The organism is Dermacoccus sp. UBA1591 (assembly GCF_002322065.1).
GTDB lineage: Bacteria > Actinomycetota > Actinomycetes > Actinomycetales > Dermatophilaceae > Dermacoccus > Dermacoccus nishinomiyaensis.
This window is the reverse complement of the sequence record NZ_DCNR01000119.1, coordinates 1-13,269: the sequence shown is the minus strand read 5'-3', so window position 1 is coordinate 13,269 and position 13,269 is coordinate 1. Positions and strand designations below refer to the sequence as shown.

Genomic DNA, 13,269 nt, shown 5'->3' with positions numbered 1-13,269 from the left:
GGCGGCACCACGAGCACGCGTCATGACGCAGCCCTTCCCCGAGCCCAATCCGTCCCCCACCTCACGACGCAGGGACAGCGGACAGTGACCCGGCGCACCATGGACTCTGGATGACAGCAACGCCCCTCACGAACACCGAGCGTGCGAGGTGTGAGTGAGAGGCGTTGCTGTCATCCAGCCCGAAGGCCTGTCGCACCGAGGTGGCGCGGCGCTCCTGGGCGAGCCCGCGAGCTCAGGATCCGCGCCGCCCGGAAGACGGGTCGAGGGAGTATCAGTCGCGTGTCCTTACCGCGACTTCGTCAGCGCTTGCTGCGGCAGGATCCTCACTTCGCTGCGGTCCTACCTTCGCGCGCTTGATCCTCAGTCGCGTGTCCTTTCCGCGACTTCGTCAGCGCTTGCTGCGGCAGGATCCTCGCTTCGCTGCGGTCCTACCTTCGCGCGCTTGATCCTCAGTCGCGGGTGAGCCGGCGGTGTGTGACGCGGTGGGGGCGTGCTGCTTCGGCGCCGAGGCGTTCGATCTTGTTCTTCTCGTAGGCGTCGAAGTTTCCTTCGAACCAGTACCACGCGGCGGGGTTCTCGTCGGTGCCTTCGTAGGCGAGGATGTGCGTCGCGACGCGGTCGAGGAACCAGCGGTCGTGGCTGATGACGACAGCGCAGCCGGGGAAGCTGAGCAGCGCGTTCTCGAGGGATCCGAGGGTTTCGACGTCGAGGTCGTTGGTCGGTTCGTCGAGCAGCAGCAGGTTGCCGCCCTGCTTGAGGGTGAGGGCGAGGTTGAGGCGGTTGCGTTCACCGCCGGACAGGACGCCGGCCTTCTTCTGCTGGTCGGGGCCCTTGAACCCGAACTGCGAGACGTAGGCGCGTGCGGGGATCTCGACCTGGCCGACCTGGATGTGGTCGTTTCCTTCGGAGACGACCTCGAACAGAGTCGATTCGGGGTCGATGCCGGCGCGGTTCTGGTCGACGTAGCTGATGTTGACCGTCTCACCGATCTTCACGGTGCCGGCGTCTGGCTCTTCGAAGCCGACGATCGTCTTGAACAGGGTCGTCTTGCCGACGCCGTTGGGGCCGATGACGCCGACGATGCCGTTGCGCGGCAGCGTGAACGACAGCCCGTCGATGAGGACGCGGTCGCCGAAGCCCTTCTTCAGGTCGTTGACCTCGATGACCTGCGCGCCGAGGCGCGGGCCCGGCGGGATCTGGATCTCCTCGAAGTCGAGCTTGCGGGTGCGCTCGGCTTCGGCGGCCATCTCCTCGTAGCGCGCGAGGCGTGCCTTCGACTTCGTCTGGCGGGCCTTGGCGTTGGAGCGGACCCACTCGAGTTCTTCCTTGAGGCGCTTGGCAAGCTTCGCGTCCTTCTTGCCCTGGACGGTGAGGCGCTCCTGCTTCTTCTCGAGGTACGTCGAGTAGTTGCCTTCGTACGGGTAGAGACGACCGCGGTCGACCTCGCAGATCCAGCCGGCGATGTTGTCGAGGAAGTACCTGTCGTGGGTGACGGCGAGGACAGCGCCCGGGTAGCTCGCAAGGTGCTGTTCGAGCCAGAGGACGGATTCGGCGTCGAGGTGGTTGGTGGGCTCGTCGAGCAGGAGCAGGTCGGGCTTCTGCAGCAGCAGCTTGCACAACGCGACGCGGCGCTTCTCACCACCGGAGAGGACGGAGACATCGGCGTCACCGGGCGGGCAGCGCAGGGCGTCCATGGCCTGCTCGAGCTGGGAGTCGATGTCCCACGCATCGGCCGCGTCGATCTTCTCCTGGAGCTTGCCCATCTCCTCCATGAGGGCGTCGAAGTCGGCGTCGGGTTCGCCCATCTCGGCGGAGATCTCGTTGAACCGGTCGAGGTCGACCTTGATCTGGCCGAGGCCTTCCTCGACGTTGCCGCGCACGTCCTTCTCCTCGTTGAGCGGTGGCTCCTGCAGCAGGATGCCGACGCTGTAGCCCGGGGACAGGCGTGCCTCGCCGTTGCTGGGCTGGTCGAGCCCCGCCATGATCTTGAGGATGGTGGACTTGCCGGCGCCGTTGGGTCCGACGACGCCGATCTTGGCGCCGGGGTAGAACGACATCGACACGTCGTCGAGGATCACCTTGTCGCCAACGGCCTTGCGCGCCTTGGTCATGGTGTAGATGAACTCAGCCATGCGCCCGAGGCTATCGGTTGCAAGCCGTTCGACGCGACTTTCCGCGGCGCGTGCGGGGCCCGACGTCCGCCCGGCCGGGCGGTGACGTGCTCACCGCCCGGCCGGCCTCGCCGTCTCAGGCGTCGACGAGCGCGCGGCGCCCCTCGGTGGCTTCCTCGTCGGACGCGGGTTCGCTGCGGCCGAACTGCTCGTTCTCCACCGTGCGCGTCACCTCCGTGACGATGTCGTCGGCGAGGCGGTCGGAGCTCGGGATGACGGGGTCGGAGCACTTCGTGAACGACGTCTGCCCGAACTTGTGGGAGGCGCCGATGTCGTGCGCGTCGATCTGCACGCTCATGCGCTGCGAGCCGTCCTGCGCGACGTACTGACTGAGCCGCAGCCGACCCGAGACCATGACGTGCTGACCCTTCGCGAGCGAGTGATAAGCGTTGCCCGCGAGCGTGCGGAACGCCGTCACGCTGAAGAACTGCGACGCACCGTCGCTCCACGTGTTCTCCTGCGCGTTCCAGCGGCGTTCGTTGACCGCCATCCGGAACGTGAGGAACGCATCCCCTGTCTTCGTCTGGCGCAGCACCGGGTCGGTGACGACGGTGCCGCTGATGTCGATCGCTACCTCGTTCATGGTGGTTCCTCCACTGCGGCCGCGGCCGCGTCAGGCATCGCGCCGGCCACCTCGGCCGGTCGTGATCCCGACGCTAGGCAGGTTCGTCCGCCCCGCGCGTCCCACCGTCACCGATGCTGTGGATAGGCCCTCCCGTGCGCTGCCTGGGAGGGCAGATTCACAGCTGGCACGGCTCGCCTGGGGACGGCCGCGACGCAGCGTCACCATCCCCAGCCCGGAGCCGAACCACGTCACCCCCGCGCCTGACCCACGGCCGTACCGTCCGCAGAGCCCCCACCCACCAGCACCGCAACCATCGCCCGCGGCTCAGGCAGACGCCTCCGCGAGCGCCCGTGCCGTGTCGTCGTGGCGCCTCACGACCGCCTCGACGGGCGCGATGATGCGCTCCGACGCCACCTGCGCGATGGCCTCGTCGAGGCGCTCCTGCGCATCCTGACGTGCGCGTCGGGCTCCCGTCCGAGCGAGGGTCCGCGTGAGGACCGTGAGCAACAACCCCGCGAGCAACCCGCCGGCGAGCATGACGAGCGGGATGGGCAGCCAATCACCCGCCATCGTCGGGACGCCCACGTGGATCTGCATCGTGCCGAGCAACGCGAGCACGATCAACCACGCGGCCCCGGCCAGCGCGACACCGGCGAAGGCCCACTGCAGCGCCGACGCCGCGGCCCACCAACCCGGGAAGCGTCCGCGCAACGGCGTGCGCAGCACGGCCTGGTCGAGCGCGTCGGCCATGGCGCCGTCACGCCCCGTCGCGGCGCTGCGCACCTCGTCTGCCCAGGGGTCCGGCAGGCCGTCCGCAGCCTTCTCCCCGAGACGCCTCGTCGCGAGGTCGACCGCAGCGCGCGCGGCCGGCGTCGCGGGAGGCAGCGACGACTTGCCGAGCACGACGCGCCGATCACCGCGGCTCATACCGTCGGACACCTGCTTGTCGAGCCCGAGCCGCGCGAGCGGCCGCGCCTTGAGCTTCTGCGACCATCGCGTGAACGGCCATCCGGTGCGCCGTGCCGCCTCTGTGCGGTAGTCGCGCTCGACGGCGTCGAGCACCACCCCCACACCGGCCGACTGCGCGAGGGCGGAGACGAGCTCGGCGTTCGTCCCACTCGTGCGATGCTCGCGCACCGCTCCGACGTGCGAGCTGAGCCGCTGGGCCTGATGCCGCAGATCGCCCGCGAGGCGCCGATCGGCGGCATTCTTGGCCTGCACGACGTCCGCGAGAGCGTCCACGAGGGTCGTCACACCGCCGTCGACGACCGTCGAGGTGGGCAGCACGAGCGCGTCCGTCAGCCCGTCCTCGACGAGGAGGCGACTCAGGTCGGCGAGGCAGCTGTCGGCCCCCTCCGGCGTCAACCGATCGGCCTGGTTGAGCACGACGATCGACGTCGCCTTCGCGACCGCGAGCTGGCGGACGTACTGCTCGTGAAGCACCGCGTCGGCGTACTTCTGCGGGTCGGTGACCCACACGAACAGATCGCACAGCTCGAGCACGCGATCGGCCTCCGCACGGTGCTCACGCACACGGGAGTCGAAGTCGGGAAGGTCGAGCAGGACGAGGCCGTCGAGCTCGGCATGACGTGGCATCGCGGCCTGCACCTGATGGCGTGAAGGCACGTCGAGCCAGTCGAGCAACTCGCTCGGAACGCTCTTACCCCAGACCGCCGCGGCGGCCCGTGACGTCGTCGGGCGGCGCGCGCCCACCCGCGAGACGGGCTCACCGACGAGCGCGTTGAACAGGCTCGACTTGCCGGAGCCGGTCGCCCCGGCGAGCGCGACGACGGTGTGGTCACCGCCGATCCGTGAGCGCTCGGCGACACGCGCCAGCAGCTTGCGGGCGACGGCGACATCGTCCGCGGGCAAGGCGGGCCCACCGAGCGTCAGCGCGCGTTGCAGCGCAGCGGCGCGGCCGTCGACCTCCTCGCGCGTGATGGGGGCGACGACCTCGGCGCGTTCGCGCCGCTCGCGTCCGAACGGCTTCCAGCTCATCGCGCCTCCTCGACGTGGGTGAGCGCCGTCTCGATGCGAGCCGCCGCCTGCTTCGGCAAAGCCACCTCACCGAGCGCAGCGTGGTAGCGACGTTCCTCGGCGGCGAAGAGCGCCTCGACGCGCTCGATGAGCAGACCGCGGGCCGCCTTGGCGAGCGAGCGGACGGCCTGGTCGCCGAAGATCGCCTCGAGCAGGCGCTGCGCGAGCACGGACGAGCCGGCGGAGATGCCGACCTCAGCGCCCGTCAGGCCGCCGGTCGAGGCGAACGTCACGATCATGAGCAGCACGGCGATGCCGTTGACGCCGAACGCGAGAAAACGCGCCGTCGAGCGCTTCTCACCGGCTTCGGAGCGGACGAGCTCGAGCACGTCGCCCTGCCAGTCGCGCACGAGCCGCTCGATGTGGTCGGCCACCTGCGGACTGGCTGAGGTCAGCTCGGGGTGACGCGCCACGAGCGGTTTGCCCGCGTCGTCGAGGCGCCAACCGCGGCCGGCGTCGAGAGCTGCCGATTCAGCGTGTGAGGTGACCAGCTGCGCCACCCCGGACTGCAGCGCCTCCCCCAGATCCCTCGCGGGTGCGGCCTTCTCCGTCCGCGCGGTGAACAGAGCGGAGACGCGGTCGCGCAGGCGGCTGACGCCGGCCTCGAACTGCTTGAACAGCTCACCCGTGCCGACGAACTCCTGCCACCGCGCGAGCACCTCGCCGCGCAGCAGCGTGCCGTCCTCAAGACCTTCGGCCACCTCCTGCAGGTGCTCGCGATAGGCCTCGTGGGCCACGTCACTCAGCCGGGCGTGGGCGTCCTCCTGGGCCCGCGCCGCCGCGACGCTCGCCCGTGCGCGCGGCGCCAGCGAGTCGAGGGCGCCGTCGAGGGTGCGGCGGATGACGGCCTGCCGCGACATCGCGTCACTCGCGAGCGAGTTGAGCCACTCGGTGATGCGCGCGACTTCGGCCTGCGGCAGCATGCCGAAGTCGTCGAGCGGCGATTCGGCGACCGCGAACACCGGCGCACGGCCCAGCCCCTGCGCGGCGAGCATGCGCGCGAGGTCGGCCTGCACCTCGTCGATCGCCTCGCGCGGCACCCGGTCGAGGACGACGGCGACGGACGTCCCGCGCTCCGTGGCCTGCTCGAGCATCTCCCACGGCACCGCGTCGGCGTAGCGCACCGCGGTCGTGACGAACAGCCACAGGTCGGCGGCCGACAGCAGCTGTCGGGCCAGGTCGCGGTTCGCGGAGACGACGGAGTCGATGTCGGGAGCGTCGAGCAGCGCCAGTCCGCGCGGCACGGACGCCGACGCGACGAGCCGCAGCGACGACGGGTCGTCACCCTGCCTCGCACTGCCGGTCAGGCGTGACAGGCCGGGCAGCACCCGCTCGTCGATGAACCAGTGCGTGTCGCTCGGGTGGTGGATGAGAACCGACGCGCGCGTCGTCGGGCGCAGGACACCCGAGCGCGTCACCTGCTCGCGCACGATCGAGTTGACGAGCGTCGACTTGCCCGCACCCGTCGATCCACCGATGACGGCGAGCAGCGGCGCGTCGAGCGATTCGAGGCGGGGCATGACGTAGTCGTCGAGTTGCGCGACGAGCTCGTGCTGCGAGCGCCGAGCGACCGCCGCGTGAGCCGTCTCGAACGGGAGGACGTTGGCCGCGACGGCGGCGCGCAGCTCACCGACTGCTGCGTGCAGCCGGGCGGCGTTGAAGGGTTCGTTCACCCTGTCAGTCTTGCCGGTGCGCGCGTGCGGCTCAACTCGCTCGGCGCATCGACCGTTCCCGGATGTCATGACGGCGCTGTGGCATCGACGCCTGATGCCCTGCCGACCACGTCGCCATCTCGCGCGCTGCTACCTCCGAGCGTCGTCGCCTTTGAGCGTCGTAGCGCTTCGAGCGTCGCCGCGCCGTCAGCCCTCGAGCAGCGTCTGCCCGACGTAGGAACCGTCGCGCGCGCCCGGCGGAATGGCGAACAGCCCGGATCCGGTGTGCTGCAGGTATTCCATGAGGGCATCCTCGCGGGACATGCGCATCTGCATCGGGATGTACTGCGTCGACGGGCGGCGCACGTACGCGAGGAAGAACAGACCCGCGTCGAGGCGACCGAGCGCGTCGTTGCCGTCGGTGAAGTTGTAGCCGCGCCGCAGCATCTGGACGCCCTTGTTGTTCTTCGGGTGGGCGAGGAAGACGTGTGAGTTCTTGGCGATGAGGGGCTTGTTCTCGCGGCCGGTGACGTCGAAGCGTGGTTCGTCGAACTCCTTGCCGCCCGACAGCGGCGCTCCTTCGGCGCGGTCGCGGCCGATGAGGGTCTCTTGCTCGCGCAGGCTCGTGCGATCCCACGTCTCGAGGTGCATCGTGATGCGGCGCGCCACGAGATACGAGCCGCCGGCCATCCAGTCGGCTGCGGCATCGTCGCCCTTCGAGACCCACACGTGCTCGTCGACGACGTCCTGCGACTCGGCCTTGATGTTGGCCGTGCCGTCCTTGAACCCGAACAGGTTGCGCGGCGTCGCCTGCGCCGTCGACGTCGAGCTGGTGCGCCCGAAGCCGAGCTGCGCCCAGCGCAGCGCGGCGAGGCCGAAGGCGATGCGGGTGAGGTTGCGGATGGCGTGGACGGCGATCTGCGGGTCGTCGGCGCAGGCCTGGACGCAGAGGTCACCGCCGCTTCGATGCGGGTCGAGCTTGTCGGCCGGGAAGTGCGGCAGCTCGCGCAGTTCCTTCGGCTGCTTCTTCGCGAGGCCGAAACGATCCTTGCCGTCGCTCGTGCGGAACAAGGTGGGGCCGAAGCCGAACGTGATCGTCAGGCCGGCCGCGCCGAGCCCGTCGGCCTCACCCGTGTCGGCCGGGGGGGCATCGTAGGACGTCACCTCGTCCGACGCCGGCAGCCCGCGCATCATGCGTTCGGCGGCGGAACTCCAGGCGCGTAGGAGCGTCTCGAGGTCGTCTCGGGTGCTCGCGGTGACGTCGAACGCGGCGAAGTAGAGCCGGTCCTGTGCCGGGGTGACGATGCCGCTCTGGTGGGCGCCGAAGAACGGGTAGGTGCGCGCCGAGGCGTCGGGAGCCGGGTTCGCGGAAGCCTGAGAGGCACCCCACCCCCCGGCGAAACCCGCCAGCCCTGCGGCTGCGCCGCCTCCTGCGACACCGAACATCCCGCGGCGCGACAGCTGCGTCACTTCACCCATCCTTCTGCACGTCGTGTCGATCCGCCCTGACGCGGATCCGGTCGCTGCGATCGTCGTGACGACCACCGTCGAAGCGCCCCACCCAGGGTAGGGCGCCTCGACGCCGGTGTCAGGACGTGACGGTCGCCGTCAGCTTCGACAGCGGTTCGCTGAGCGCGTTGACCGCGTCGGAGAGTTCCTTGACCTCGGCCTTCGACAGCTTGTCGTAGCTCTTGAAGACGGCGTCGTCCCCGGAACCGGAGACGCGGTGCTTGTCGAGCAGCTTCTGCAGCGCCGCGAACTTCGTCGCGATCGACGTGTCGAGCTTCGCGTCCTTCTTCTTGAGCAGCGGACGCAGGTTCTCCCACGCGATGCGTGCGCCGTCGACGTTTCCCTGGAAGTCGTAGAGGTCGGTGTGCGACCAGATCTCCTCCTCGCCGGTGACCTTGCCCGTGGCGACCTCGTCCATGAGGGACTTCGCGCCGTTGGCGATCTTGTCGGCGGTGAACGTCGTCGTCTTGGTGCGCGTCTCGAACGTCTTGGTATCGCTGAGGAGCTGGTCGGCGATCTTGTTGCGCTCGGTCTTGCTCATCGCGGTGTAGCCCGACTTCGGCGGCCACAGATCCTTCTCGATCCGGTGCCAGCCGGTCCACTCCTGGCCCTTCTCGAGGTCGGCCTCGCGCAGGTCCATCTTGGGGTCGAGGTCACCGAACGACTCGGCGACGGGCTCGACGCGCTCCCAGTGCAGGCGCGCCTTCGCGTACAGGGCGCGCGCCTCGGCGTCCTTGCCGCTCTTGTAGAGGTTGACGAACGTCGTCGTCTGCGCGCTCAGCTGCGTCGCCTGATCCTTGACGTAGGCCTGGTACTGCTTGTCGGCCTCGTCGACGAGCGCCTTGTCGGCCCCCGTCGGTGTGAGGTCGGCGCCCGAGTCGGTGACGGTGAACTTCGACTGGATGCCCTTGCCGACCATGCCCGGCTTGCAGGCCGTGTAGTACGTGCCCGGCGCGGCCTTGACGACGAGTTCACGCGTCAGGCCCGGTGCGATGTTCTCGACCTCGCCGACGATGCGGAGGCGGTCCGAACCGAGCAGGTAGAACTCGGTGACCTTGTCGCCGTCGTTCTTGACGCTGAACGACAGGGTGCCCGAGGGCGCCTCCGAGGCCGAGACCTTGCACTCGCTCGCCGTGGAGGAGACCGTCAGCTTGCCGTCGCCCTTGGAATCCTTCGAGTTGCTCGTGCACCCGGTGAGCGCCAAGCCGGCGATGCTGGTGAACGCGAATGCCCGTGCGGTGCGGGTGGGGAGAATCATGCTGTTGCCTTCTGCTTCGTGGCCACGGCGGAGCCCGAGGCCTTCGGGGGGTGGGGTGCGCGCACGCGCACGATGAACATCGGCAGGACGATCGCGATGTAGGCAACCCAGACGGCGAGCTCGAACCACGTCGTCGCCGGTGAGAAGTTGAACGTCCCCTTGAGCAGCGTGCCGATCCACGACGACGGCGGGATCTGTGCGCTGACGTCGAACGCGAGGGAGTTGAGGCCCGGCAGCACACCGCTCTCCTGCAGGTCGTGCACGCCGTACGCGAGGACGCCGGCCGCGACGAAGATGAGGAAGCCGCCGGTCCAGGTGAAGAACTTCGACAGGTTGAGCGACAGCGCACCGCGGTAGAGGAGGCAGGCGATGACGACGGCCGTCAACAGGCCGAGCCCGGCGCCGATGAGCGGCGCGCTCGACGAGCCCTCCCCCGAGCTCGCAGCCTGCGTGGCTGCCCACAGGAACAGGGCCGTCTCGAGGCCCTCACGGCCGACGGCGAGCATCGCCACGACGACGAGGGAGGCGCGCGAGGCGTCCGCGGCGCGGTCGACGTGGCTCTTCAGATCGCCCGACAGGCTGCGGGCGGAGCGTGCCATCCAGAAGATCATCCAGGTGACGAAGCCGACGGCGACGATCGACAGCGTGCCACCGATTGCCTCCTGGGCCTCGAACGTCAGGCCGCGGGGTCCGTACGTGAGGGCGGCGCCGAAGGCGAGGGAGATCGCGATGGCGGCGGCGACGCCGAGCCAGATGCGCCCGAGCAGGTGGCGCCGACCCGACTTCACCAGGTAGGCCACGAGGATGACGACGACGAGGGACGCCTCCAGCCCCTCTCGAAGCCCGACCAGATAGTTGCCGAACACCACGCACTCCTCACAGCCAAACGTTTAGGTAAGGCAAACCTAAAGCATGGAGGAGTCTGAGAGTGCATCGGGGTGCATGAGGGCATGGTGATGTGACGTGATTCGCGTCGCGAGGAGGTGATGTGGGGCCCACGACCCCGATGTGGCGGAGGCGGGCGGCTCAGCGCGCGGAGCAGGGGCGTCATGAGCGAGACATGGGCGTGACATCGGCGCGCGACGACATGGCGTCGCCTTAGCACGGCAGCGCAGCGCACGCCGCGGTCGAGCCGCTTCGGTGCCCCCGGCGAGATTCGAACTCGCGACCTAGAGATTAGAAGGCTCTTGCTCTATCCAGCTGAGCTACAGGGACTCACCCGCCGAGAGCGGGTAAACAAGAAAACCCCCAGATCGCTCTGGGGGCCACTTGCTTGGGGTGAGTAACGGGACTTGAACCCGCGACATCCTGGACCACAACCAGGTGCTCTACCTGCTGAGCTATACCCACCATGCGCCGTCCACGTCACCGTGTCAGGCAGCGCGGACGAATATACCCGAAACAGGGCCGCCGCGCCCAATCAGGGACGCGTCCGGCGTCAGGGGCCAACCTCGTAGCGCTTGGCGATGACCTGCGCCTCGTTCGACGTCGGGCCGGGAGCGGGCACGAAGACAGCCTCGCGATAGTAACGCAGCTCCGCGATCGACTCGCGGATGTCGGCGAGGGCGCGGTGGCCGCCGTGCTTGGCGGGCGCGTTGAAGTAGGCGCGGGGGTACCAACGCCGCGAAAGTTCCTTGATCGACGACACGTCGATCGTGCGGTAGTGCAGGTGCCCCGCGAGCTGCGGCATGTCGCGCTCGAGGAAGCCGCGGTCGGTCGAGACCGTGTTGCCACCGAGCGGCGCCTTCCCCGCCTCGGGCGCATGCTGCATGACGTACTCGAGCACGAGCGCCTGCGCTTCCTCCATGCTGACCCCTTCGTCGAGCTCGGCGAGCAGCCCGGACCTGGTGTGCATGTCGCGCACAAAGTCACCCATCTGCTCGAGGGCTGCCGGCTCGGGCTTGATGACGACGTCGACGCCGTCACCCAGCTGGTTCAGCTCGAAGTCGGTGACGAGCGCGGCTACCTCGATGAGGGCGTCGTTCTCCAGGTCGAGGCCCGTCATCTCGCAGTCGATCCAGACGATGCGGTCGGTGTGGGCGCGGTCGTTGTCAGTCACGGCGAACATCCTAGCGAGCCTCGCCCCCGCCATGACGATGCCGCCCCACCCCGCGCTCGGCGGGGTGGGGCGGCAACGTCACGGCGGCGAATCGCGCTGAACAGGTGCTCAGTTCGCCGTGGTGTTCGAGAACCAACGGCGACGGCGCTCCTCGCGCTCCGCCGTCACGGCGCGGTACTCGCGCGTGTTCGGGTGCTCGTAGCGGTTGCGGGCATTCTCGACCTCGGCCCACTTCTCCTCGAGCGGACGCTCGGCCTCGGCCTTCTTGCGCTCCTTCGCGCGCTCGGCCTCCGCCTTCTTCTGCTCGGCCTCGACCTTGTGACGCTGCGCGTCACGACGCTCCCGCTCCTCACGCTTGTGGCGGCTCTCGGCGAGCGCACGACGGCGACGCACCTCGCGCGCCTCGGCGATCTCCGCCGCCTCGCGCTCCGCGGCGTCGTCCGTGGCGCGACGACGCGTCACGCCGTCCGCGCGTGAGACGCCGGAGCCGTCCGCGAGGTCGGGGGCCTCGTCCTTCGTGGCCGCGGCGAGCGCCGGAGCCGCTTCCTGCGTCTTCGACTGCGGACGCGTCGGACGCTTCTCGCTCGAGCCGGCCTGAGCGGCCATCGTGCGCTCGTCGGAACGCTCCTTGGGAGCCTCGGGCAGCATCGTGCGGACGGCCTCGTCCGGCACGCCGGACGACAGGCGCAGGGGGTGGGCCTGCTCGACGAGCGCGTCGTACTTCTCTGCCTTCTTGTCGATGCCCTTCTCATCACGCACGGGCAGGAGGATGAGCTCTTCGGCCGGGTAGCCGGTCTTCAACTGGCGCGTGCGCAACGTCTCGGAGTCGAACTCCGCACCGAAGAGCATGGCGAGGTTCGTGATCCACAGCCACAGCAGCAGGATGATCGGCGTCGCCATCGGGCCGTACGTCTTGCCGTAGTTGCCCATGTTGGACACGTACCAGGCGAAGGCGATCGTCCCGATCGCCCAGATCACGAACGCGAGGACGGCGCCCGGGTTGAACATCGCCTGCTTGAAGGGACGCTTCACGTTCGGCGTACCCCAGAACAGCAGCGAGATGATGAAGATGACGACGACGATGACGAACGGCACCTTCGCCCAGTCCCACACCGTCGCAGCCTGCGTGCCGAGACCGACGGAGTCGAAGATCTGCTCCGCGATGCCACCCGAGACGACGAGCGAGAACGCGGCGAGGATCGCGAGGACGAACGCCACGATCGTCACGAAGTAGAGCCACAGCCGCAGCTTGAAGACGGGGCGGCCCTCGGCAACGTCGTAGATACGGTTGCTCATGCGCGAGAAGGCGTTGACGTAGCCCGACGCCGACCACAGCGACAGCAGGATGCCGAGGATGAAGGCGAGGCCGGCGCCGCCGCCCTGCAAGTTGTTGATGAAGGTCGTGAACCCCTCGGGGATGTCGTCCTTGTTCTTGCCGACGATCTCCGCGATGGCTTCGATGACGCTGTCCGTCGTCTTCTGCCCGTTGCCGAACAGCCCGATCGTCGAGACCGCCGCAATGATGGCGGGGAACATCGCCTGCACCGAGTAGTAGGTGAGCGACGCGGCCAAGTCGGTGCACTGGTCCTGCGAGAACTTGGCCGCAGCGCGCTTGAACGCGACCTTGTAGTCGGGTTTGGCGTCGAGCTTCGGCGGATCGCCGTACGGGCGCTCCACTCCGGCTTCAGGAAGGCTCGTCATGAGTCGTCTCCGGTGTGTTGTGGTCAGAACTGTTCTGTCTCGAATCTATCGCCCCGATCGCGCCGCGTCCCATCCCCCGCTGGGCGCGTCGGAGGCGTATCGTGTTGCGCCGCACGCGAGGCGCGGCTCGAAGTTGGCCCGAAGTGCCGCTGTCGTCTATAGTTCTTTCTCGTTGCGCCAATAGCTCAATTGGCAGAGCAGCTGACTCTTAATCAGCGGGTTCGGGGTTCGAGTCCCTGTTGGCGCACCAGAAAAGCCGTTACAGCCGAACGACGTTCGACGTCGGCGCCGCGGTGTCGAAGGGCCGGTGAACACGT

The 13,269-nt window shown here is 68.8% G+C and carries 9 protein-coding genes and 3 tRNA genes; 1 reads left to right on the top strand and 11 read right to left on the bottom strand.

Annotated elements, in window-relative coordinates; translation table 11 throughout:
• Positions 1-449: 449 nt before the first annotated feature.
• The 11 genes from ettA to B2284_RS13625 form a co-directional block, all read right to left on the bottom strand.
• Positions 450-2,132, bottom strand: coding sequence for an energy-dependent translational throttle protein EttA (gene ettA / locus B2284_RS13675; RefSeq protein WP_006945958.1), 1,683 nt, complete (start codon positions 2,130-2,132; stop codon positions 450-452).
• Between the two features lie 115 nt (positions 2,133-2,247).
• On the bottom strand, positions 2,248-2,754 hold the full coding sequence (locus tag B2284_RS13670; RefSeq protein WP_006945968.1) for a single-stranded DNA-binding protein: 507 nt from the start codon (positions 2,752-2,754) through the stop codon (positions 2,248-2,250).
• A gap of 306 nt (positions 2,755-3,060) precedes the next feature.
• Entirely contained in the window at positions 3,061-4,734 is a 1,674-nt protein-coding gene (locus B2284_RS13665) for a GTPase family protein (RefSeq protein WP_006945916.1), read from the bottom strand.
• Positions 4,731-6,446, bottom strand: a complete 1,716-nt coding sequence (locus B2284_RS13660; RefSeq protein ID WP_136788458.1) for a dynamin family protein — start codon at positions 6,444-6,446, stop codon at positions 4,731-4,733. The genes B2284_RS13665 and B2284_RS13660 overlap by 4 nt, the downstream gene beginning before the upstream one ends.
• A gap of 186 nt (positions 6,447-6,632) precedes the next feature.
• The gene (gene efeB, locus B2284_RS13655) at positions 6,633-7,904 is read right to left on the bottom strand and encodes an iron uptake transporter deferrochelatase/peroxidase subunit (protein ID WP_050786543.1); all 1,272 of its coding nucleotides are present in this window, start codon (positions 7,902-7,904) and stop codon (positions 6,633-6,635) included.
• Positions 7,905-8,013: 109 nt separating this feature from the next.
• Positions 8,014-9,192 carry an iron uptake system protein EfeO gene (efeO, locus tag B2284_RS13650; RefSeq protein ID WP_136788457.1) on the bottom strand — a complete coding sequence of 393 codons (1,179 nt, stop codon included), beginning with the start codon at positions 9,190-9,192 and terminating at the stop codon, positions 8,014-8,016.
• The gene (gene efeU / locus B2284_RS13645; RefSeq protein ID WP_131940775.1) at positions 9,189-10,058 is read right to left on the bottom strand and encodes an iron uptake transporter permease EfeU; all 870 of its coding nucleotides are present in this window, start codon (positions 10,056-10,058) and stop codon (positions 9,189-9,191) included. The genes efeO and efeU overlap by 4 nt, the downstream gene beginning before the upstream one ends.
• A 275-nt stretch (positions 10,059-10,333) precedes the next feature.
• Positions 10,334-10,407: transfer RNA gene (locus B2284_RS13640), tRNA-Arg, on the bottom strand.
• A gap of 59 nt (positions 10,408-10,466) precedes the next feature.
• A tRNA-His gene (locus tag B2284_RS13635) sits at positions 10,467-10,542 on the bottom strand.
• An 88-nt stretch (positions 10,543-10,630) separates the two neighbouring features.
• The gene (gene orn, locus B2284_RS13630; RefSeq protein ID WP_062258050.1) at positions 10,631-11,260 is read right to left on the bottom strand and encodes an oligoribonuclease; all 630 of its coding nucleotides are present in this window, start codon (positions 11,258-11,260) and stop codon (positions 10,631-10,633) included.
• 99 nt (positions 11,261-11,359) lie between these two features.
• Positions 11,360-12,952, bottom strand: coding sequence for a YihY/virulence factor BrkB family protein (locus B2284_RS13625; protein WP_083607311.1), 1,593 nt, complete (start codon positions 12,950-12,952; stop codon positions 11,360-11,362).
• A gap of 174 nt (positions 12,953-13,126) precedes the next feature.
• On the opposite strand from B2284_RS13625, the gene B2284_RS13620 reads away from it, so the two are divergent.
• A tRNA-Lys gene (locus tag B2284_RS13620) sits at positions 13,127-13,202 on the top strand.
• The last annotated feature ends 67 nt before the right edge of the window (positions 13,203-13,269 follow it).